The organism is Mucilaginibacter pallidiroseus (assembly GCF_007846085.1).
GTDB classification, from domain to species: Bacteria; Bacteroidota; Bacteroidia; order Sphingobacteriales; family Sphingobacteriaceae; genus Mucilaginibacter; species Mucilaginibacter pallidiroseus.
The window spans coordinates 223176-246019 of record NZ_VOEJ01000003.1; the positions used below are offsets into that span (position 1 = coordinate 223176).

The window sequence follows — 22844 nt, forward strand, 5'->3', positions numbered from 1 at the left end:
AACATGTGGCTTTGCGGCCGCTAACGTAACCTATTATGAAAAAATTAATATTAGGCGCAGTTGCTTTAACAGCATTCACCACTGCGACATTTGCCCAAAAAGGCAAAACAGTAAGCTTGTTTGATGGCAAAACCACCAAAGGCTGGCACAGCTACCTGCAAAAAGACGCAGGCGCATGGTCTGTTGTTGACGGTGCCTTACAGCTTGACCCTAAAGCACCTCACCCTGCCGACTTAGTTACTGATGGTGAATACGAAAACTATGAGTTGAAAATTGATTGGAAAATTGCCGAAGGCGGCAATAGCGGTATTATCTTCGGTGTGAAGGAAGACAGTACATTCCACGCTACATACAACACCGGTATAGAAATGCAGGTTTTGGATAACGAAAAGGCTGAGGACAATAAAAAACCCAACCACCTTGCTGGCTCGTTATATGATATGATAGCCGCCCCTAAAAATGCCGCAAAACCTGCAGGCCAATGGAACAAGGTAGTATTGCGCAAAGACAACGGTCACCTTACTTTTTGGTTGAACGGCAAAGAAGTTGTAAACGTGCAAATGGGCAGCCCCGAGTGGCAAGAGCTGATAAATAATAGCAAGTTTAAAAACTGGAAAGACTTTGCAAAATATCCAAAGGGACATATTGCATTGCAAAACCACGGTGCCGTGGTAGCTTTCAAAAACATCAGCATAAAACAGCTTTAACCAAACAAGCTGAGCAACATTAACAAAATTATAGTTCGACATATATTTTATTAGATGGAAGATCTTCAGATCAAAAAGTCAGCTACAGAATACGACGTGATTGTAGTTGGCTCTGGTGCCGGCGGTGGTATGGCCGGTTATGTGCTTGCCAACGCGGGCGTAAAAGTATTAATGCTCGAGGCCGGTGCATATTTCGACCCTCGGGTTGATTCGCACCAGTTAAAATGGGCCTGGGAATCGGCCCGCCGCGGTGCGGGTACAACCCGCCCTTTCGGCGATTTCGACGCTGCCTATGGTGGCTGGGAACTGGAAGGCGAGCCTTACACCACAAAAGACAATACTGAGTTTGCATGGTTCCGTGCAAGGATGCTTGGCGGCCGCACAAACCACTGGGGCCGTATATCATTACGGATGGGCCCGGAAGATTTTAAACCAAAGGATGGTTTGACAGACCCTTGGCCTATTACCTATGATGAATTGAAGCCTTATTATGATAAGGTTGACCGCATGATAGGTATTTACGGCACGGTCGAGAATATTGAAAGTGAACCTGACGGTATATTTTTACCTCCGCCAAAGCCGCGTTTAAATGAGCTCTTCATTAAAAAAGGCGCTGAAAAAGCTGGTGTAAAAGTTATAACGGGCCGTGGCTCGGTACTTACCGAAGCTTTGCCGAATAACAAAGACCGTGGTGCATGTTTCTTTTGCGGGCAGTGCGGACGTTCATGTAAAGTATATGGCGATTTCTCGGCATCATCTTGCCTGGTTATCCCGGCGCAAAAAACCGGTAACCTGAAAGTGATTCCTAACGCTATGGTACGCGAGGTAATCACCAATAAAGAAGGTAAAGCAACAGGCGTATCGTACGTAAACACTATTGATATGCAGGAGTACCAGGTAAACGCCAAAGTGGTAATACTTGGTGCAAGCGCCGGCGAGTCGGCACGTTTGCTGCTCAATTCAAAATCAGCAGCGCACCCGGGCGGCCTGGCAAACAGCAGCGGCGTTGTGGGCAAGTATATTCATGACTCTACAGGCTCCGGCGCGGGTGGGTTTTTGCCACAACTAATGGATCGCAAACGTTATAACGAAGATGGCGTAGGTAGCGTGCACATTTACTCGCCATGGTGGCTTGACAATAAAAAACTGAATTTCCCGCGTGGCTACCATATCGAGTACGGAGGTGGTATGCATATGCCAGCATACGGTTTTATGGGCGGCATACAAAGCATGAATGGTGCTGTACCGGGCCGCGATGGTAAAAAGAAACCAGCCGGCGGTTATGGCGCATCACTTAAAGATGATTACCGCCGCTTTTACGGCACACAAGTTGGCATGGCGGGCCGTGGTACATCTGTTGCCCGTGCCGACAACTATTGCGAAATTGACCCGAACGGTGTTGTGGATAAATTCGGCATACCGGTACTACGTTTCCATTACAAGTGGACTAACGAAGAAGTTAACCAGGCCAAACACATGCAGGATACCTTTGAAGAGGTACTTCACAACATGGGTGCAATAAGCTTTGGTAAACAGGGAAAAGAAACCAATTACGGTTTGGAAGCACCTGGCAAAATTATCCATGAAGTTGGTACCGTACGTATGGGCGACGATCCAAAAAAATCGGCGCTTAACAAATGGTGCCAGGCTCACGATTGTAATAACCTTTTTGTGGTTGATGCCGCTCCGTTTGTACAACAGGGCGATAAAAATGCCACCTGGACCATCTTGGCCCTAAGCATGCGTACTGCAGAATACATCCTTCAACAACGTAAAAAACTTAACGTATAACGCATCATGAACAGACGCGACTCCCTTAAAGCCTTGGGTATAGGCACACTTACAACAGGCTTACTGTTGGGTGGCTGTAAGCCGGGCGAAAAAGAAACAACCGAGGTTGCAAAAAGCGGTACTGAAGCAGTACCCGGCCGCATGCCTGCCGAAGTAGAACGTGAGAAAAAAATAAAGGAAGAAAAATATTTTGATGAGCACGAAATGGCTACCATCACTCTCCTGTCAGACATTATCATTCCTAAAGATGAACATAGCGGCAGCGCAAGCGATGCCAAAGTGCCCGAGTTTATTGAGTTTATTGTAAAGGATATACCAAGCCACAAACTGCCCATGCGTGGTGGTTTAAAGTGGTTGGATATGCAGTGCCTTAACCGTTATGGCCAGGCATTTATAAAATGCTCATCAAAACAGCAAACCGAATTGCTTGACCAGATTGCATACCCCGAACTGGCTAAGGCCGAAATGCAGCAGGGTGTGGTATTTTTTAGCCGCATGCGCGATTTAGTAGCATCGGGTTTTTGGAGCTCAGAAATGGGCACAAAAGATATTGGCTATGCTGGCAATGCCCCAAACAAATGGACCGGAGTACCTGCCGACGTGCTAAAGCAGTACGGTATGGAAAACGTGGTGATTTAATCTGCTAACAAAATCCTTTATACAAAAGCTGCTCTAAAAGGCAGCTTTTGTTATTTGTGCGTAACATCTGCATTAAAGATGAAAATCAACAATAGATATGTATCTACATTTATATAGAAACCGCTTATAGCCAAAGCAAAAAATCAATATCTTGCAGCGCCATGTATTTTATCTTATCAAAAGTACTGCTCGTCATCATACAACCTTTTACATGGATGGCTGTATTGTTAGTTTGGGCTACTTTAACAAAAAACAATAAGAAAAAGCAAAGGCTGCTAATTGCTACATGCGCATGGGTTTACCTTTTTGCAAATGGCCTTGTAATTAACCTGTTTGCCCGCGCCTGGGATTACCCGCCAAACAAACATCCGGATAAGGGTTATAGCGCAGGCATCTTATTAGGCGGTTTTATATCTGAAGATGAAGACGGAAACGGCGTTTTCAATGGCGCTTCAGACAGGTATATACAGGCTACGCGCCTGCTGGCCAACGGCACAGTAAAAAATTTGCTTTTTACAGGTGGCAACGGCTCTCTAAATCCCAGCAAATTCAGGGAAGGGGCATTTGTAAAGGGCGAACTTTTGAAAATGGGCTTTGCCGATAGCACGCTATTAATTGACAGCCTTGCCCGTAACACGTTTGAAAATGCAGCCAATTCGAAAAAGTTGCTGAAGCAATCCGGCTTAAAGCCACCCTACCTGCTTGTTACGTCTGCGTTTCATATGCGCAGGGCCATGCTTATTTACAAACGCGAGGGCATCAATGTTACACCCTATCCAAGTCATTATATTGCGGGCCGGCACATATCTATTGCTAACTTGGTACCTGCTATTGAAAACTTTGGCACCTGGAACACATACACAAAAGAAATTGTAGGGTACATCGTTACCTTAATTAAATAACACTATGAGAAAACTATTTGTACTAATTGCATCGTCGGCAATAATGCTGAGCACAGCTGTAGCGCAACAAAAAACAGCTGCAAAAAAAACATCGGGCAACCCAATTGCTCAGGGCTGGTACGCCGACCCGGAAGCGGTAATTTTTGGAAAAGAATACTGGGTATACCCAACCTATTCGGATAAATACACCAGGCAGGTTCACTTTGACGCCTTTTCTTCAAAAGATCTTGTGAATTGGACCAAACATGATAACGTGCTCGATTCATCGAACGTTAAATGGGCATGGCGTGCCATGTGGGCGCCGGCCGTTGTTAAAAAAGACGACAAGTACTACTTCTTTTTCGGCGCTAATGATATACAGAAGGATACCGAGCCGGGCGGCATTGGTGTAGCTGTGGCCGATAAGCCGGAAGGCCCTTTTAAAGATTACCTGGGCAAGCCACTTATCGACAAGATTATTAACGGTGCCCAACCAATTGACCAGTTTGTGTTTAAAGACAAAGACGGCCAGTACTACATTATTTACGGCGGTTGGGGGCATTGTAACATAGCCAAATTAAAAAACGACTTTACAGGGTTCGTGCCATTTGCTGATGGTACAACCTTCCGCTCCATAACACCTGAAGGATACATTGAAGGCCCTGTAATGTTTATACGTAAAGGCAAATATTATTTTATGTGGAGCGAAGGCGGCTGGACAGGTCCCGACTATCGCGTTGCGTATGCAGTAGGCGACAATATTAACGGGCCGTTTAAAAAGATAGGTACTATACTTAAACAAGATCCTGCTGTTGCTACAGGCGCGGGTCACCACTCGGTTATACAGGTTCCGGGTAAAGATGAATGGTATATTGTTTACCACCGCCGCCCGCTTACCGAAACCGACGGCAACCACCGCGTTACCTGCATCGAGAAGATGACCTTTGATAAAAACGGACTTATAAACCCGGTTAAAATCACAAACGAAGGTGTCACCGCCAACAGGATCAAGTAAAACCGGGATTACGCGGATTTTTTAGATTCATACGACTTCACGAAAAAGCCTGTTTTTCAACTTGAAAAACAGGCTTTTTGACTTTTGACTACCCTACCACTTTCATGTTCTCTGCATCCCAGTGAATTACCTTTTTCTGGAAATAGCTTTCGTTACAAGCCAAGGCCGGGGCTGCTGCCCTGAAACCAAAAACAGCATCTTCAACAACCGGCTTACCGGTACGGATGGATTCAAAAAAGTTGGCAAAGTGATCGTTAGAGGCATTATAGCCCTGAGGGGCTTTAAAAATAACATCCTGATCGTGCTGGCCCTCTTTTTGGGCAGCAGTGTAGCGTTTGTTATAATCGTCAAGGATTTTTTTCTGCTCGGCTTCGGGATAGGTCATGAGCGAGTCCCAGCCACCAATACCCGGTGCTACCGACATTTTATTTCTTCGTAAAGTAAATCCTTCGCCATCGCCCAGATCAAGTACGCCGTCGCTTCCGTAAATTTTGGTGGTGCTGTGTTCGCCTTCTCCGCTCACAAAGTTTACCCGCAAGGTTACCTGAAAGGCCGGGTGCTCTTTGGTTTCGCCGTAGTGTATTACTGCGCTCATCACATCGGGCACGTTACGGCCATCCTTCCAGTAGGCAAGGTCGCCTATAGAGTAGATACTTTCCGGCCCTTTTGAGCCCGTTATATAATGGATGCCGGTAAGTAAATGCACAAATAAATCGCCTGCTACACCTGTGCCATACTCGCGGTAGTTTCGCCACCTGAAAAAGCGTAGTGGATCAAAGTCAACTTTATTTTTGGCATTCGCCTGAAAACGGGCCCAATCCACATTTTGGATATTGGCATCTAAGGGCAAGGTGTATTGCCACGCACCCAAGGCACTTTGGCGGTTAAATAATGCCTCAATAGAGTTGATTTTACCAATCGCACCCGATTCATATGCCTCCTTTGCTTTACGATAAGCAATACTGCTAACCCGCTGGCTCCCCACCTGGAAAACCTTACCTGTTTGCCGCTGAACGGCTATCTCCTCAAGCCCCTGGCTCAACTGGTGCACCATCGGCTTTTCGCTGTAAACCGCTTTACCTTTGCGCATGGCATCAATCGATATCTGGCTGTGCCAGTTATCACTGGTTGCAACAATCACCGCATCAATGTCTTTACGGTCAAGTATTTCCCTATGATCCATTGTGGTAAAAATGTCTTTGCCGTAAAGTTCCTTGGCGCGTACCAGCCTGCCTTTATATAAATCGCAGGCGGCAACCATCTCAATACCGGGCACAGTAAGGGCGGCGTTAGTATCGTTCACGCCCATAATACCCATGCCAATGGTAGCAACGCGTATCTTATCATTGGGGCTAATTCGCTTTTGCGCCTCTAAAATGCGTACTTCATTTTCTTCTTTAGCGGCAAGGCTGGTCAGGGATGCTGATGTAAGCAAAACTGACGTACCCAGATGTTTTAAAAACTTTCTGCGGTCGGTTGACATAGGTATTTCGGTTATTGGTAAATAATTGGTTACGTAGATTGCAGGAACAATCTCAGCGATTAACTTTCAGCAAGTTAACAAGCTTAACATTAAAATAAAAAGCTTTTTTAAATAATTTAAAAAGTAATATCTTGCATCAGTAACCTATAACACCCAACATCAAGCGATATATGAAAAAACTGCACTTACTGGCATGTGCCTTAATGTTTAGTGCCGCAACTTTTGCGCAGCAGCCAAACAAAAGCATAGCCATAATACCCGAGCCTGTTATGATAACACAACATGCTGGCTATTACACATTTCCTAACATGATAGTGGTGCAGGCCGCTGCTAAGCCCGAGCTAACCCCAGTTGTTGATCTGCTGAAAAAGAAGTTTTCTACCGCCGCCGGTAAAATGGTAGCGGTTAAACATGATAATGCCGAGGGAGCTATCCATTTGGTATTGGCCAAAAACAATGATGCGCAGCTTGGCAAAGAAGGTTACTACTTATCGGTAAAAGCAAAGGGCGTAACTATTACTGCAAACACACCGGCTGGTTTATACTACGGCGTGCAAACTTTATTACAGCTATTACCAAATCAAATTGAGGGCAAAGAGGTAGCCGCAGGTGTGAGCTGGTCGGCACCGATTGTTGATATAACCGATTATCCGCGTTTTGCGTGGAGGGGTTTGATGTTTGATGTATCGCGCCACTTTTTTACCAAAAAAGAGGTGATGAGCTATATTGATAACATGGCCCGTTACAAATTTAATTTACTGCACCTGCACCTTGCCGATGACGAAGGATGGCGAATTGAAATAAAAAGCCTGCCAAGGCTTACCACAGTTGGTGCCTTTAACGTAAAACGCGAAGGCAGCTTTGGTGACTTTATTCCTCCAAAACCTGATGAACCACGCAATTACGGTGGCTTTTATACGCAGGATGATATTCGCGAGCTGGTTAAATATGGACAGGATCGTTTTGTTGACATTATGCCGGAGATTGATGTGCCGGGCCATAGCCTTGCTGCGGTTGCCTCATACCCGCAACTATCTGCAACTCCCGGGGCAGATAAATACTTAGTACGTTCTGGCGAGAAGATAATGGATTGGTCAAAACCGGGCCACCCGGCGTTGGTTGATAATACCCTGAACCCTGCAGGTGAGTATACGTACGAGTTTTTAGACAAGGTAATTGGCGAAGTTGCGCAGTTGTTCCCTTTCCCATACATCCACATGGGTGGCGATGAGTGCGCTAAAAATTTCTGGGAAAAGAGCGATGCTGTTAAAGCGCTTATGGCTAAAGAAAACCTGAAAACACAGGAAGAGGTACAAAGCTATTTTGAAAAACGCGTTGAAAAGATAGTGGAATCAAAAGGCAAAAAGTTTATGGGTTGGGACGAGATCCTGGAAGGCGGCATCGGGCCAAATGCGGCGGTAATGAGCTGGCGCGGCGTAAGCGGCGGTATCCAGGCAGCAAAACTTGGTCACGAAGTGGTTATGAGCCCTACTACATTTGCTTACCTCGACTATATGCAAAGCGATAAAGTAATGGAGCCATTGGTTTACGCTACATTGCGCCTCACAAAAAGCTACGAGTTTGAACCAGTACCAGAAGGTGTTGACCCTAAATTTATAAAAGGCGGACAGGCCAACCTTTGGACCGAGCAGGTTTACAACATACGCCAGGCGGAGTATATGACATGGCCACGTGGTTTGGCCATTGCCGAGTCGGTATGGTCGCCGAAGGCAAAAAAGAATTTCAATACCTTCTTTACCAAAGTTGAAAAACAGTTTGATCGCCTTAATTATGCTGAAGTTAAATACGCACCAAGTGTATACGATGCCATATTTACGCCCGGCCGCAATAGCGATAGCACCTATAAAATTAGCCTGAGCACAGAAGTACCGGGATTAGATATTTATTACAGCTTTGACAACTCGTACCCGGACAGGTTTTATCCTAAATACACAGGCGCGCTTAACATCCCTATAGATGCCAAATTGATGCGTGTAGTAACCTACCGCGGCAAACAGCAGGTTGGCCGTATGGTAAACATGCCTATTGATGAATTAAAAAGCAGGGTTAAGTAAAAGCTTATCCCGACAGCCTCCTGAAGGGATGCTTGACATAACAAAGCGGCCCGTTTTATCAACGTGCCGCTTTGTTGTTCTATGGAATTTATATCGCTTTATTAGCGGTTGATGTTGAGCCTTTTGAAGCATTCATCGCTTGATAGATCCTTCGCTACGCTCAGGATGACAAGTAAAACATCATAAATTTACTCTACTCTTTTCATCCTCGAAAACGGGAAGCCGTTACAGCCTTTTCTTGGATTGGCTCGGTCGGCTTTGGCAATGGCTTCAGCATCTGCATGGGTTTTTGCGTCGTAAACGGTAAGGCAATAGCCCCAAAGCCAGGGCTCCATATTGTTAAACTGCATAAAATCTATACGGGTGTAAAGCCCTCCCTCGCCCGGGTTTTGGGCATCGTTACGCGCAATAAGGTACTGCTCTTTTATATTCCACTTTATGATATGGTATTTACTGCGCGGCTGCTGTGTCCATAACGTATCGCTGATGCTGTATCTAATACCATAGTCGTCGGTAAAGTTTCCTTTAAACATAGCAGGCACCACGTCGCTGCGTTTGATGCCATTAAAAGGACCTATGGAAATTAGCAGGAAAAATAACAACAGCTTTTGCATGCCTAAAGGTATCACTATAACTGCAAATAGCCACACCCGTTTGGTATGGCTATTTGCAGTTAACTAAGTACGCTTATTTTACGGCAAACAGTGGCGCATAGTTTTTACGGTAAAACCAGGCCATTACTAAATTTAGAACCAATAGCAATATAGCGCCACCCATATTTGCAGGGTCTGCGAAGGCGTGGAAAAGCACAATGTTTACCGTAATTGGAAATATTAATATTGTTGCAAGCGTGTTGTAAAAGCCGGTAACAAACAATAGTCCGCATATCAGCTCTATTGCTTTTACAATAGGCAAAATGTGTGCTACTGCAAGCCCTTTATTGTAGGTGATAGTTTCCTCGGGCATTTTAACTGATGGCTCAACAAGGTTAAAGAAGTAACTAACAGACGCAAAAAGCAGAAACAGGCCCAGCAGCGTGCGTACAACAATCATTGTGATTTTCATAATATGAGGTTTTATGGGTTAGCAACATTTAATGATCTGATAGCTTGGTATCGTTTCCAGAAATAGTACACCACGAACATTACAGCCAGCATAACCAGCGGGGGCGCCAATAGTGCCACTCCATCGCCTACAAATGCGCGTGATGCAAACGCGCCTACAAAGCTGATAGCAAAGCCAGCAAACGCCCATTCTTTAATAGTTGTGAAGCTATTTTGCAGTATGGCTATTGCGCCAAGCACCTTAAATGCCCCCGTTATAACCATCAAATAAACCGGATAGCCCAGGTGCGTCATCACATCGCGACCGGTTTTCTCTTTTGCAATGCCTGCGCCGCCATCCATCAACATAAACACGCCGAAAATGATGGTTAGTGTCCAATAAGTAATCGTTACTGCTTTGTAGCTCATGCTATTACTAAGTTAAGCTTTTACAGATAATCTTTCTTCGGTAAAAACGCCCCACTTTACACCAAACTTATCCTTAAGGTTGCCCATTGTGCCTGCAAAAAATTCCATAACGGGGTTAGTAATGCTTCCGCCCTCGGCAAGCTTGTCAAATGTGACCTGCATTTCGGCAACAGTGTTTTTTGTTATCATCAGCGTTACGGCCCCGGTAGTAAATTCAGCATTGCCATCGGGCATGTCCGAGCCGAGCAGCGAAAAACCATCCCCGTTAAGCGATGCATGTAACACACCTTCCTGCGTTTCGGCTGGGAACATATCTTTCATAGGCGAATCTTTTACTATTTGGATGTAAAGTTCACCGCCTAAAATCTCCTTATAAAAAGCCATTGCTTCGGCACATTCGCCGTTTTGGAAGTTGATGTAAGCACTAATTGTTGACATAATATTGTGGTTTATAGGTTTACAAATCAGGTTAATACCTCGCAGGCATGTCCGTTAAATTTAAGCAATTGTATTAGTTTATTGCAGCATAAAGTGTTGCCCTCTACCCGTAAAATTTTATCACAATCGTCCAGGTCGAAATTTATGCGGCACCCCGGGTTGCTTTGGTTAAGCAAACTAAGCAATCGGTCGGCCTGCGCGCGGCGCTTCACATTGGTTTTAAACACAGCTACAGTTGTTGTCATGGTTTAAAGTTTAATGCGTTTAAGGCTTTGTTTTACCGCCACTTGCTTATTAACTTTACAAATATGCGGTGCTTATAAGCATTTAGCAGGGTGCATTTACGACAATGTAAGGGGTTGATTGCGACCGTATTCCAAAATAACTTTGATACCAATGAAACACATATCAATACTGATACCTGAGGGTGAGACCAGCCTGAGCAATATTGAAGCTGCGCACAAAATGTTCAACAAAGTAAATGAGGCGCTCGACAGGATGCGCAAGCCACCTATGTTTAAGATACAACTGGTTGGGCTAAGCAGCGAAGCAAAAGTGAGCAATGGCCTGTTTACCATAAAGCCCGACCTTACCCTTAAAGATAACTTTAAAACCGACCTGATCATTATTCCGGCTGTGCATGGCGACCCCAATGTTGTGATTGCCCGCAACAGCGATTTCTTGCCCTGGATAATAAAACAATATAAAAGCGGGGCGGAAGTATGTTCATTGTGTATTGGAGCGTTTCTGCTGGCCTCTACAGGCTTACTAAAGGGGCGCAGCTGTACCACGCACTGGCTGATGGCCGATGATTTCCGTAAAATGTTCCCTGATGTAAACCTGATGCCGTACAAAATTATAACCGACGAGGGCGGCGTTTACACCAGTGGCGGCGCTTACTCATCCTTAAACTTGTTGCTGTACCTGGTTGAGAAATTTTCGGGCAGAGACATGGCCATCACATCATCCAAGATCTTTGAAATTGATATTGAACGCAACAGCCAATCGCTGTTCATCATTTTTAGGGGGCAAAAAGATCACGAGGATGATGTAATTAAAAAGGCTCAAGAATTTATTGAACACAACTACCCCGAAAAGATTACGGTGGATAGCCTGGCATCTATGCTGGCCCTAAGCCGCAGGCACCTGGAAAGGCGCTTTAAAAAAGCCACATCAAATACCGTTGTCGAGTATATGCAGCGTGTACGGATCGAGGCTGCCAAAATGAGCCTGGAAACCATCCGCGAAAATGTGAACGAGGTGATGTACAATGTCGGTTACACAGATACCAAAGCCTTCCGGATGATATTCAAAAAAATAACCGGGCTGTCGCCAATAGAGTATCGCAACAAGTACAGTAAAAATGCTGCTGCGTAGTGCTAATCGGTTACGGCACGCACTTATTTGATGAATAATTTTAAAATAATCGGGGATCCAAAAACCTGCTGACATACTGTTGTCATTGGCGCATAGTTTCTTTGTGACATAATCAAAATCACAACATTTAAATTAAACTATTATGGAAAACCAAAGCAGCATCGCAACAACACCTGTTATTAGTGCAGATGCCTTATTAAAGCACTGGCAGGGACACCGCGGCCTAAGCCGCCGCACAATTGAAGCGTTCCCTGAAGAAGAATTATTTAAGTTTTCGATTGGTGGCATGCGCACTTACGACCAGCTTTTGAGCGAAATGATTGGCCTTGCCAGCGCAGGCGTCAACGGCTTTGCAACTGACAAATGGGTAACTACCCCGCTGTTGGATCATTTTAACCCAAGCGAGCATTACACCAGCAAACAACAGATCCTTGAAGCCTGGGACGAAGTAACCGAGCAACTGGACACCCTTTGGCCGCAAATAGTGCCTGAGCGTTTTGAAGAAAGAGTTTTAGCTTTTGGCCAGTTCGAAAACACGGTTATTGATACTATACTGTACCTTATAGATAATGAGATTCACCATCGTGGACAGGGTTATGTTTACCTGCGCGCCCTTGGTGTAGAGCCACCTCCGTTTTGGGATAGGTAATTTTTTGCCTGTGTAAGACTGAGCTTATCGAAGGCCTCACTAAGCGGCAATGTTTCGGCAAGCAAAGTGTCGCTAAATGAAGCAAGGCGGCCATATATCAACTGGCCGCCTTGCTATTTGTATCTGGAAGTGATTATTTAGTCGAACCGCCAGGCCAGTATGCGGCTTACCTTTTGGCCCTGCGCCATCTCGATCGTTTTCACCTGCGAAGCTTTAAAATAATCGAGTGATTTATAGCAGCCTGCCAGCGTAGTTTTTTTAGATACCAGTGAGGTAAACCATCCAACCTGCCGCGCAAAGGTTACGCTCTCGCTGATCATCTTATTTAAAAAACGCACTTCGCCCCCCTCGCACCAAAGCTCGTTGTTGCGCCCGCCGAAATTTAGTTTGCTGCTGTTATCGGTGTCCAGGTTTTTCCATTTACGGCCGGTTGCTTCGTTTGCCTCCTTTAACGACGAATGAAACGGTGGGTTACACATGGTGGCATCAAACCGTTCGCCGGGTTTTATTATACCTTCAAATATGCTCGTAAATGATGACTGTTTGCGAATCTCGATATTCCCTGCAAGGCCATTGGCCTGCACAATTTTACCCGCTGCACCAGCGGCAATGTAATCGGCATCGCTGCCTGTGAAGCTCCAGCCGTAAACAGCATTCCCAATTAATGGGTATATGCAATTGGCGCCAACGCCAACATCCAGTACTTTAACTCCTTTTCCTGTTGGTATTGTGCCGTTGTTCGTTTCGGCTAACAAGTCGGCCAGGTAATGTATATAGTCGGAACGGCCAGGTATGGGCGGGCATAAAAACCCGTCGGGGATATCCCACTGCTCTACTTTGTAAAATTGCTTCAGCAGGGCCTGGTTAAGTGCCTTTACGGCTTTGTCATCACTAAAATTTACAGACAAGTCGCCGAACTCGTTTTCGGTAACAAAGCCACGTAAATTGGAGCTTGCTTTTGTAAGCGCTGCAAAATCGTACCGCCCACGGTGCACATTGCGGGGATGCATGTTATCTTTCTGCCGGGAGTTGCCATCCTGTTTTGCTGCCATAATATTACAAAGTTAGCAAGTATATTTGTTTTATGCCTCAGCCCATACTTACCAACCCATATATCACAACCATAGCCCCCAAAAAGCTGATAGGCCAATACCTGCAAATGAGCATTGCTCAAAACACAACCAGTCAGCTTTGGCAAACCTTTATGCCGTTACGCAAACAAATCAATAATGCCATAAACGCCGACTTGATATGCATGCAGATTTACACTGATTTTGAAACGTTTACCCCAGATACTACGTTCGAAAAATGGGCTGCTGTGGAAGTAAACAGTTTTGACAACGTTCCGGAAGGGATACACACCTTTACGCTGCCTGGGGGCCAGTACGCTGTATTTAAATATAAAGGCCGGGCAAGAGATTTTGCACCGGCATTTAATTATATTTTCTTCACATGGTTACCGCAATCGGCTTATGAGTTGGACAGCAGACCGCACTTTGAAGTACTGGGCCACCTGTACAAAAATGATGATCCCGCGTCTGAAGAGGATATTTGGATCCCTGTAAAAAAACGTGATTAGAACAACAAACCCTTGATATCCGCCGGTGAGTAATTGATGGATTTTAAGGTTTTATTATCATTAGTACGATAAACCAAAAACAAATCATCTTCCTCTTTAAAGTATGACTCGCTGCCATCTCTTTGCTTGTAATGGGCAATGGTTTCAATAGCCTCTGCCTCGTTCTTACAAGCCTTGCTCATGTTTGACCGATGCACCTCATCAAACAATTGCTTAAACTTTCCGCCAAGGCCAAACTCCAAAATGGCTCCTGCCAGTACATATTGTATGTCGCAAAGGGCATCGGCAATCTCTACCATATTGTTGTCACTTATGGCATCCTGCAGTTCCTTCACCTCTTCGGCCAAAAGGGCAACCCGAAGGGCGCAGCGCTCCTTTGACGGTATAGCAGGCGTGTTTACGATAGGGTGCTTAAATGTTTTATGGAATTCGGCTACCTGGTTTAATGCGTTTGGCTCTTGCATAGTTCACAATTTAATAAAAGCTAAAATTATTATTTTAATTCCAAATAGGCGAAAATAGATATCTATCGCATGCGCGATAGCCATATAAGTTTAGTGTAAAAAAAGGCCGCTAATCATTCTTGCAGATGCATCCGCCGACGCCTTTGTGTATATTTGACACTAATATATGCAGGTTAAAAAAAGTTTAATTCCGCTGGCCCTTGGCGGCCTGGGTATAGGCACTACCGAGTTTGTGATGATGGGTGTATTGCCCGATATTTCTAAAGGCTTTGGCATTACCATTCCCGAGGCAGGACACGTGATTTCGGCTTATGCGATGGGCGTGGTTGTTGGTGCGCCTTTACTTACCGTGGCGGCAAGTAACATCGCCCCAAAAAAGATTCTATTTTGGCTCATGGCAATGTTTACCGTATTTAATACGCTATCTGCTTTTGCGCCAAGCCCTGTGGTTTTATTGTTGGCCCGATTTTTTTCGGGCCTGCCGCATGGTGCATTTTTTGGCGTAGGATCGGTAGTGGCCAGTCGCCTGGCCGATAAGGGTAAACAGGCGCAGGCTATATCAGTAATGTTTGCGGGTCTTACTATTGCCAACCTGCTTACGGTGCCAATAGGCACGTATATAGGTCACCATTATTCGTGGCGATATACCTTTGGCAGCGTTGGTTTAATAGGCGCAGTTACCATGGCATCTTTGTATGTTTTACTGCCGGCGCTACCTGTATCACGCAGCGGAGATTTCAAATCAGAATTAAAGGTTTTCGCCCGGGTAGAGCCCTGGTTAATTGTGCTTATTACATCAATAGGTACAGGCGGCTTGTTTTGCTGGATCAGCTACATTGCCCCACTCATGACCGAGGTTACCCATCTTGATGTATCAACTGTACCGTATGTAATGGTTATAGCCGGGTTCGGTATGGTGGTGGGTAACGTTGCTGGTGGCAAACTGGCTGATAAACTTAACCCGCTAACTGCCTGCATTGTGTTACTGATAGCAATGGCCGTAGGCCTGCTGGCCATTTACTTTTTATCGTGGCAACCGGCATTATCGCTCATTCTTACTTTTGTGGCGGGCAGCTTATCAATAGCCCTTGCAGCGCCCATACAGGTGTTAATGATTAAAACTACGCAGGGTGCCGAAATGCTGGGCGCATCTATAACACAGGCTGCCTTTAACATAGGTAATGCTTTAGGTGCCTTTTTAGGAGGCTTACCAATTGAGATGGGTTACGGCTACACATCGCCTGAGTTGGTTGGGGCAGCTATGGCCGTAGTGGGCGCAGGCTTTGCCTGGTTGCTTATTATCCGCAACCGGAAAGCTGATATTACCAAGGTTGAAGCCGCTTCACAACTACAGGTTTCATAATTTACTTTGGTGTTAGTAGTGTTGTAAAAGGTATTGTTCATTTTGTGAAATGAACGGAGCGTGGTCTTTAGACTCTTGACAATCGGTGATATCTTGCTAAATTGCACATGCAATCATAATCCCGAAAGCATGACTGTAGACGAAATATTAGGGAAATTAAAAGCCCTAAGAAACGAGAAGATGTTTGCCCATAACATCAAGTATGGCGCTACTGAACAAAATCAGTTCGGTGTTAAAATGGGCGACATAAGGGCACTTGCCAAGCCTATCAAAACCAACCAGCAACTGGCAATAGACCTATGGGCTACCGGCAACATCGAGGCGCGTTTTTTGGCAACCCTTATCATCAAGCCTGAAATGCTATCACCAGCAGAACTGGACGAAATGGTGCGCTCCATAAACTTTGCTCCACTGGCCGACTGGTTTAATTCGTACGTAGTTAAAGAGTATCCAGGGAAGGAAGATTTGCGCGAGGGCTGGATGCGGGCCGAAAATGCATATGCCGCACGGGCCGGCTGGAGCTTAACTGCAGGAAGGGTAACGCGCAATCCCGAAGGCATTGATCTTGCTGCCCTGCTTGACAGAATTGAAAGGGAAATGCCAAACGCTGGTCCTGAAACGCAGTGGACCATGAATACTACCCTTGCACAAATTGGTATAAACCATCCGGCTTACCGTGAACGCGCATTAGTTATAGGCGAAAAGCTTGGCATCTACCGCGACTTCCCGGTATCGAAGGGTTGTACATCGCCCTTTGCCCCTATCTGGATAAATGAGATGGTAAGCCGACAAAAGTAATCACGAGTAACCGCGCTTTTTAGCTCAATTATTTTTTGACCTTTTGTAATATCCCGGGGTAAAGTATTCCGTCTGTTTTAAGCGTAATACCAAGCAGGTTGGCTATTAACGGTGCAATATCTTCCTGATCCATTATAGGCAACACCGTTCCGGGTTTAATGCCACGGCCAAATGCTACAAAACCCGTTTGTATATCTTTAAAATCTGTAGGCAGGTAGCCGTGTGTGCCGCCTTTGGCTGCTGTTAAAAGTTCTCCTTTGGCAGTAGCACCAAAGCTAACGCCTCGGTTTGCTGCAAGTGCAAGCGCCGCATTCGGGTCGCCCTGCGCAGCGGTTAACTGCTTTTTATCCAGTATATGAAAAAGCTTTTTAATCCCATCCGGCAAGTTTGCAAGCGCTTTGTTCACTTTATCAAGCGTGGCCTTATCATTTGGGTTACACAGGTGCAAAAACGCAGAACCACCGCTTGCCTGGAAGTACGCCCTCCAGTCCTCCTTTTTATCGTTATCATATAAACCGGCCTTGGCAAGCATCACGTTTACGTTTACCTGGGTATGTGTATCAACAAAGCCGTGGTCGCCGGTAATAATGAAGGTGGTATTATCCTTTATGCCTGCCATTTCAACAGCATTCATAATCGTCTTAACAGCATAGTCGGCCCCTGCCACTGCCGAACGCACTTTATCGCCGTCACGCCCCTGCTCGTGCTCAAAATGATCTGTAAGTGCAATGTGAATAGCTAAAAATGCCGGTTTGTATTTACGCACGATGTAGGCCGCCATGCGCGCCTTGTTTTGGTCGCTATTGTAAAAATCTAACGTAGCACCAAACTCGCCGAATTTGCCAATGGCATTATCCTGTACTTCCTGGTACAACTGCTTAGGGTTCGACTCCTCATACATTGCCTTTATCTCATCCTTCTTTTCACCTTTGCCTTTGGGCAATATGACATACTCGGGCAGGTTATAATCTATGGGTGCCCCAACAGTTACCGGCCAGCTCACACCCGCGGTAGTTAAACCTGCTTCTTTAGCAGCAGTCCACAAGGTGGGTACTTTAATATCTTTATAGTACCAAAACCACTTGCCTGTAATGCCAAGGGGCTCAACCGGTGTATTGTAATAAATGCCATGTTTTGCGGGCAATACTCCGGTAATGATAGATGTGTGCGACGGATAGGTTACCGTTGGGAAACTGCCTCGAACACCTTCGGCATATGAGCCGGTCTGCATGCCCTGCCTCACGTTTACCATTGCCCAGCTTGGGTCCATATAAAACTCGGGGCGCAGGCCATCAATGCTTATCAAAATTACATGCTTATCCTGGGCATGGGCCAGTGTTGCCACAAGCAGGCATGTAGCAATACTCTTTAATACTTTCTTCATAGCGTGTTAGTTGCGAAAGTATTCCATATATATTAAAAACAGGTTAAATGCACATTAAAGGCAATTAACCAACAGCTTTGTTACACATTATCTCCCAAAAAAGGGGTGATAAAAATATAGCTGTAACTTTAAGTCGCAAAAGTTTTATTTATCTTGATTAAAAATTTAAACCATGAAAAAGGTAACGGGTATAGGCGGCATTTTCTTTAAATGTGATGACGTAAAAAAAATGAACGAGTGGTATGCTAATAACTTAGGGATTGATACCAGCCCGCACGGCACAGTTTTTCAATGGCGGGATGCAGAAGATCCTGAAAAAACAGCTTACACCGTTTGGAGCACCTTCCCGAAAGACACCCAATACTTTAATCCTTCCAAAAAAGATTTCATGATCAATTACCGGGTTGAAAACATCGAAGACCTGGTTGATCAACTTAAAGCACAAGGTGTAACCATAGTAGATGAGTTGGCAACATATGAATATGGTAAGTTCATCCATATACTTGATCCGGAAGGGAATATTATTGAGTTGTTTGAGGCCGCGGGGGAGTAGGGATAAATTATCTCTTAATTAAATTATTTTTGAGTTATACTTTTTTTAAATGAAATTGTTGACGTCAATCTCTTTAAGTTTAACTACGGGACTTTTTATTTACTATACATATCATCAATATGTGACTGGCCTAAATGTATTTTTAGCAAGCGTTGGAATTGCCATCCTCGCAGTAATGCTTATATTAAATTTTCTGCTGCTTTCTAAATCAAGGGATATTAAAACCAGTTCGATTTGCTTCCTGCTATTTGTTGTAGGGTTGCCAGTAGGGCTTTACTTTGCAAACAAAACCAGCACCGGGATAAATAAAACCAATCCAAGAGTTTATATTCAAAAATAACAGTTTCTTACTGTTACATTCCAGATGATTATTTTACATATCGGGTAGTATTTTATAAGAAAAGCCTTTAATCTTCCGACTAAAGGCTTTTGACTTTCTACGTGGTCCTGACGAGAATCGAACTCATATCTAAAGTTTAGGAAACTTCTATTCTATCCGTTGAACTACAGGACCATTTATTTCGGGAAGTGCAAATGTGCAAATTATAGCTGATTTAGTCAAACGATAATTTACACATCTGCGCATTCAGTGGCTATCTTATCACCGAGCCATTAGGCATGGCATCGGCCGGGGATACGAAGCTTAGTTTTCCTTCAGCATTTTCGGCCATTAATATCATACCTTGCGACATGATGCCCTTTATTTCCCTTGGCTCCAGGTTTACTAAAATGCTCACCTGCGTGCCAATTATTTTCTCGGGTTCATAATGCTCTGCAATGCCTGATACTACAGTTCGCTGATCGATACCCGTATCAATTGTAAGTTTAAGTAGCTTCTTCGTTTTAGCAACTTTCTCAGCCGTCAGTATTGTACCGGTACGGATGTCTAATCCAACAAAATCATCAAATGTAATGTTGGCCTTTGCAGGCGTTACCATAGGCTTTTGTGCTGTTAAAGCAGCTTGCTTTTTATCAGCCAGCTTTTGCACTTGTTTTTCTATAGCTTCATCTTCTACCTTTTCAAAAAGGAGCGCTGCAGGGTTTAACCGATGCCCGTTTGCAAACGTTACTTCCTGGTCAAAACCTAACGCTTGTATATTCAACATGCCAAATATCTTGTCTGCTGTTGTCGGTAAAAACGGCTGCAGGCATGTAGCCAGATGGCCAATAAGTACCAAACTATTTTGCAGGGCTGTTTTGGCAGCTTCGGGATCTGTTTTTATAGTTTTCCAAGGCTCCTGCTCTGTAAGGTAACGGTTACCAAGGCGTGACATATCCATTACGTTTTGCAGGGCTTGCCTAAATCGGTATGCCTCCAGATTTTTACCCAACTCATCATATAACGTGCCTATTTCTGTATCAAGGCTGGCATCAGTAAGTTTAACGTGTTCGCCGGCGCTTTCAACCTTGCCATCGTAATACTTATGCATCAGTATCATTACGCGGTTTACGTAATTACCTAAAATAGCCACTAACTCGTTATTAACACGGGCCTGATAATCTTTCCAGGTAAACTCACTGTCGCTGGTTTCGGGCAGTATTGATGTAAGCACATAGCGCAATTCGTCCTGCTTGCCCGGAAACTCTTCAAGGTATTCATGCAGCCAAACAGCGTGGTTACGTGATGTTGAAAGTTTATCGCCCTCCAGGTTTAGAAACTCGTTAGCGGGTACATTTTGCGGCAAAATATAATCACCATGCGCTTTAAGTATGGCCGGGAATATGATGCAATGGAATACAATGTTATCCTTGCCAATAAAGTGGATAAGGCAAGATTCATCCTGCGAATCAGCCTGTTTTTTCCAGTACTGTTGCCAATCTTTACCGTTATCAGTTGCCCATTGTTTTGTGGCAGATATGTAGCCAATCGGCGCATCCATCCAAACGTAAAGCTTCTTGCCTTTGGCTTCTTCGAGCGGCACATCTATGCCCCAGTCAAGGTCGCGGGTCATGGAGCGAGGTTGTAAGCCCTGCTTTAACCATGAGCGACATTGGCCAAATACGTTTACTTTCCATTCGCCGTCCTTCTCGTCAATCCATTTTTCCAGCCACGGCTGATATTTATCAAGCGGAAGATACCAGTGTTTGGTTGGCTTCAAAACCGGGGTTTTACCGCTTAGCGTAGATACCGGGCTTATTAAATCGGTTGGATTGAGCGATGTACCGCAGTTTTCGCACTGGTCGCCATAAGCACGGTCATTACTGCAAACCGGGCATGTACCAGTTATATATCTGTCGGCTAAAAATTGCTGGTAATCCTCGTCAAAATACTGCTCGGAAAACTTCTCTACAAACTCTCCTTTTTCATATAAATTCAGGAAAAACTCCTTCGACAGGTCATGATGGATGGCCGAAGATGTGCGATGGTAAATATCAAATGCAATCCCAAAATCTTCAAAACTTTGCTTGATCTGGTTATGGTATTTATCGATTATTGCCTGCGGCGTAGTATCTTCTTTTTTTGCTTTAATGGTGATAGCCGCTCCATGCTCGTCGGATCCGCAGATGTATACTACATCCTTTTTCATCAGCCTAAGGTAGCGCACAAAAATATCGGCAGGTAAATAAGCACCTGCAAGGTGGCCAATGTGCAGCGGCCCGTTTGCGTAAGGCAGCGCAGATGTGATAGTGTATCTTTTATATTTGTTTAATTGCGACATTAAGCGGCGATGTTTATTAATTTGCAAAGATAAATCTTTTAAGTCACAAAGTTTGAAAGACGCAACTTAAGAGACATACAACGTACATATACCGATCACTCTTTCACATCTATGCGAACTTTCGACCAATCGCACTCAGTTATCATTCCGCCTTACTTAAAAAAGGGCAACAAAGTTGCCATAACCTGCCCTGCCAAAAAGCTGCCAATACCGATGACAGATGCCATTAATCTATTAACGGATTGGGGCCTGGAAGTAATATTGGGCGATACGGTAAATGCATCGTATCATCAATTTGCCGGAGATGACGATACCCGCGCGGCTGATATGCAGCGCTTTGTTGACGACCCCGAGATAAGAGCAATTTTTGCAGCGCGTGGCGGGTACGGTACTATCAGGATGATTGATAAGGTAGATTTTGCCCCAATGGTAGCCAATCCAAAATGGTTGGTAGGGTTTAGCGATATTACACTCCTGCACGCCCATTTAATAAGCAATTTTAACGTTGCCTGTATACACGGACAAATGCCTTTAAACATTCCGGATGCATCGGCTTATTCTTTACAAACACTGCACGCTGCGCTATTTGGCGATACATTAAACTACACGCTTCAGCCGAATAGCAATAATCGTTTAGGTGAAGCTGCCGGTGTACTGGTGGGAGGCAATTTGTCTCTGCTCATTGCTGCAAATGGCTCGATAAGCGATTTAGATTACTCAGGAAAGATTCTTTTTCTCGAAGAAGTGGGCGAATATCTTTATGCCACCGATAGGATGTTACGCAGCCTTAAAAGGGCCGGTAAATTGAACGATTTGGCCGGGCTTATCATCGGCGGCTTTACAGACATGAAGGATAATGATACCCCTTTCGGCCAAACGTTGCCCGAAATTGTAATGGACGTAGTGAGGGAGTATAGCTACCCGGTTTGTTTTGATTTTCCGGCCGGGCACATTGCTAACAATTGCAGCTTAGTTTTAGGCACAGCCTTGACTATGAATGTTAAAACACATTCGGTAGAAATCAGTTATTAATCAAACCTAAATAATATTTTATGGCAATATTTCATTCACTTAACAAGTACCGTGATTTCGGTCTGTTGGTTATACGCGTTGGCCTGGGCGCTATGTTTATATTTCACGGATATCCCAAATTGATGGGCGGTCCTGCGGGATGGGCAGAAATAGGTGCGTCGACAAAAGTAGTGGGCATCAACTTTGCCCCCGTTTTTTGGGGACTGATGGCTGCATTATCTGAAGCTTTGGGCGGATTTTTAATATTAATAGGGTTGATATTCAGACCGGCATGTTTGTTATTGCTTATAACCCTTGTGATAGCTGCTATAACACACTTTGTTAAAGGCGATGGCTTACCAGGCGCAAGCCACGCAATAGAAGCGGCCGTGATGTTTACAGGCTTATTCATTATCGGCCCCGGCAGGTATAGCGTGGACAGGAAGTAGCCAAGTGCTATTAAAATAAAAAAGGGTATCAGTTTGATACCCTTTTTTATTAAAGA

The 22844-nt window shown here is 44.7% G+C and carries 24 protein-coding genes and 1 tRNA gene; 14 read left to right on the forward strand and 11 right to left on the reverse strand.

Going from position 1 to position 22844, the window contains the following annotated elements; genetic code table 11:
- The first annotated feature begins 35 nt into the window (after positions 1-35).
- From FPZ43_RS07920 to FPZ43_RS07940, 5 genes are all read left to right on the forward strand, one after another.
- Complete coding sequence (locus tag FPZ43_RS07920; RefSeq protein ID WP_146381329.1) at positions 36-707, forward strand: 3-keto-disaccharide hydrolase; 672 nt, start codon at positions 36-38, stop codon at positions 705-707.
- 54 nt (positions 708-761) lie between these two features.
- Positions 762-2498, forward strand: a complete 1737-nt coding sequence (locus FPZ43_RS07925; protein ID WP_146381330.1) for a GMC family oxidoreductase — start codon at positions 762-764, stop codon at positions 2496-2498.
- 6 nt (positions 2499-2504) lie between these two features.
- Entirely contained in the window at positions 2505-3137 is a 633-nt protein-coding gene (locus FPZ43_RS07930) for a gluconate 2-dehydrogenase subunit 3 family protein (protein WP_146381331.1), read from the forward strand.
- A 161-nt stretch (positions 3138-3298) separates the two neighbouring features.
- Positions 3299-4039 carry a YdcF family protein gene (locus FPZ43_RS07935; protein WP_146381332.1) on the forward strand — a complete coding sequence of 247 codons (741 nt, stop codon included), beginning with the start codon at positions 3299-3301 and terminating at the stop codon, positions 4037-4039.
- Between the two features lie 4 nt (positions 4040-4043).
- A complete protein-coding gene (locus tag FPZ43_RS07940; protein WP_146381333.1) occupies positions 4044-5033 on the forward strand; it encodes a glycoside hydrolase family 43 protein in 990 nt (329 codons plus the stop codon).
- Between the two features lie 88 nt (positions 5034-5121).
- On the opposite strand, the gene FPZ43_RS07945 is transcribed toward FPZ43_RS07940, so the two are convergent.
- The gene (locus FPZ43_RS07945; RefSeq protein WP_146381334.1) at positions 5122-6516 is read right to left on the reverse strand and encodes a Gfo/Idh/MocA family oxidoreductase; all 1395 of its coding nucleotides are present in this window, start codon (positions 6514-6516) and stop codon (positions 5122-5124) included.
- A 170-nt stretch (positions 6517-6686) separates the two neighbouring features.
- On the opposite strand from FPZ43_RS07945, the gene FPZ43_RS07950 reads away from it, so the two are divergent.
- Positions 6687-8591 carry a beta-N-acetylhexosaminidase gene (locus FPZ43_RS07950; RefSeq protein WP_146381335.1) on the forward strand — a complete coding sequence of 635 codons (1905 nt, stop codon included), beginning with the start codon at positions 6687-6689 and terminating at the stop codon, positions 8589-8591.
- Between the two features lie 188 nt (positions 8592-8779).
- Here FPZ43_RS07950 and FPZ43_RS07955 read toward each other — a convergent pair whose 3' ends face one another.
- The 5 genes from FPZ43_RS07955 to FPZ43_RS07975 form a co-directional block, all read right to left on the reverse strand.
- Entirely contained in the window at positions 8780-9205 is a 426-nt protein-coding gene (locus tag FPZ43_RS07955; RefSeq protein WP_146381336.1) for a hypothetical protein, read from the reverse strand.
- A gap of 73 nt (positions 9206-9278) precedes the next feature.
- Positions 9279-9656 (reverse strand): DoxX family protein, encoded by a 378-nt coding sequence (locus FPZ43_RS07960; protein WP_146381337.1) that lies wholly within the window; start codon positions 9654-9656, stop codon positions 9279-9281.
- A gap of 11 nt (positions 9657-9667) precedes the next feature.
- Positions 9668-10063, reverse strand: coding sequence for a DoxX family protein (locus FPZ43_RS07965; RefSeq protein ID WP_146381338.1), 396 nt, complete (start codon positions 10061-10063; stop codon positions 9668-9670).
- A 12-nt stretch (positions 10064-10075) separates the two neighbouring features.
- Positions 10076-10501, reverse strand: a complete 426-nt coding sequence (locus FPZ43_RS07970; protein ID WP_146381339.1) for a VOC family protein — start codon at positions 10499-10501, stop codon at positions 10076-10078.
- 26 nt (positions 10502-10527) lie between these two features.
- Positions 10528-10746 (reverse strand): hypothetical protein, encoded by a 219-nt coding sequence (locus FPZ43_RS07975; protein ID WP_146381340.1) that lies wholly within the window; start codon positions 10744-10746, stop codon positions 10528-10530.
- 151 nt (positions 10747-10897) lie between these two features.
- On the opposite strand from FPZ43_RS07975, the gene FPZ43_RS07980 reads away from it, so the two are divergent.
- Complete coding sequence (locus FPZ43_RS07980) at positions 10898-11878, forward strand: GlxA family transcriptional regulator (RefSeq protein WP_146381341.1); 981 nt, start codon at positions 10898-10900, stop codon at positions 11876-11878.
- 142 nt (positions 11879-12020) lie between these two features.
- The gene (locus FPZ43_RS07985; protein WP_146381342.1) at positions 12021-12527 is read left to right on the forward strand and encodes a DinB family protein; all 507 of its coding nucleotides are present in this window, start codon (positions 12021-12023) and stop codon (positions 12525-12527) included.
- Positions 12528-12664: 137 nt separating this feature from the next.
- Here the strand turns inward: FPZ43_RS07985 and rlmF are convergent, their stop codons facing one another.
- Positions 12665-13579, reverse strand: coding sequence for a 23S rRNA (adenine(1618)-N(6))-methyltransferase RlmF (gene rlmF / locus FPZ43_RS07990; RefSeq protein ID WP_146381343.1), 915 nt, complete (start codon positions 13577-13579; stop codon positions 12665-12667).
- Positions 13580-13611: 32 nt separating this feature from the next.
- Between rlmF and FPZ43_RS07995 the strand changes: the two genes are divergently transcribed.
- Positions 13612-14106 carry a GyrI-like domain-containing protein gene (locus FPZ43_RS07995; RefSeq protein ID WP_146381344.1) on the forward strand — a complete coding sequence of 165 codons (495 nt, stop codon included), beginning with the start codon at positions 13612-13614 and terminating at the stop codon, positions 14104-14106.
- On the opposite strand, the gene FPZ43_RS08000 is transcribed toward FPZ43_RS07995, so the two are convergent.
- Entirely contained in the window at positions 14103-14570 is a 468-nt protein-coding gene (locus tag FPZ43_RS08000; protein ID WP_146381345.1) for a pyrophosphohydrolase domain-containing protein, read from the reverse strand. The genes FPZ43_RS07995 and FPZ43_RS08000 overlap by 4 nt on opposite strands.
- Before the next feature lie 166 nt (positions 14571-14736).
- Between FPZ43_RS08000 and FPZ43_RS08005 the strand changes: the two genes are divergently transcribed.
- A complete protein-coding gene (locus FPZ43_RS08005; RefSeq protein WP_146381346.1) occupies positions 14737-15933 on the forward strand; it encodes an MFS transporter in 1197 nt (398 codons plus the stop codon).
- Between the two features lie 129 nt (positions 15934-16062).
- Entirely contained in the window at positions 16063-16731 is a 669-nt protein-coding gene (locus FPZ43_RS08010; RefSeq protein WP_146381347.1) for a DNA alkylation repair protein, read from the forward strand.
- A gap of 28 nt (positions 16732-16759) precedes the next feature.
- On the opposite strand, the gene FPZ43_RS08015 is transcribed toward FPZ43_RS08010, so the two are convergent.
- Entirely contained in the window at positions 16760-18115 is a 1356-nt protein-coding gene (locus FPZ43_RS08015) for an alkaline phosphatase family protein (protein WP_146381348.1), read from the reverse strand.
- 172 nt (positions 18116-18287) lie between these two features.
- On the opposite strand from FPZ43_RS08015, the gene FPZ43_RS08020 reads away from it, so the two are divergent.
- Entirely contained in the window at positions 18288-18668 is a 381-nt protein-coding gene (locus FPZ43_RS08020) for a VOC family protein (RefSeq protein ID WP_146381349.1), read from the forward strand.
- Positions 18669-19110: 442 nt separating this feature from the next.
- Here the strand turns inward: FPZ43_RS08020 and FPZ43_RS08025 are convergent.
- Both FPZ43_RS08025 and metG read right to left on the reverse strand, forming a co-directional pair.
- Positions 19111-19182 (reverse strand) — tRNA-Arg (locus tag FPZ43_RS08025).
- Positions 19183-19261: 79 nt separating this feature from the next.
- Positions 19262-21328 carry a methionine--tRNA ligase gene (gene metG / locus FPZ43_RS08030; protein ID WP_146381350.1) on the reverse strand — a complete coding sequence of 689 codons (2067 nt, stop codon included), beginning with the start codon at positions 21326-21328 and terminating at the stop codon, positions 19262-19264.
- A 111-nt stretch (positions 21329-21439) separates the two neighbouring features.
- Here metG and FPZ43_RS08035 point away from each other — a divergent pair, with 111 nt between their 5' ends.
- Positions 21440-22360: a S66 peptidase family protein gene (locus FPZ43_RS08035; RefSeq protein ID WP_146381351.1), complete on the forward strand. Its 921-nt coding sequence runs from the start codon at positions 21440-21442 to the stop codon at positions 22358-22360.
- A gap of 20 nt (positions 22361-22380) precedes the next feature.
- Entirely contained in the window at positions 22381-22788 is a 408-nt protein-coding gene (locus FPZ43_RS08040) for a DoxX family protein (protein ID WP_146381352.1), read from the forward strand.
- The last annotated feature ends 56 nt before the right edge of the window (positions 22789-22844 follow it).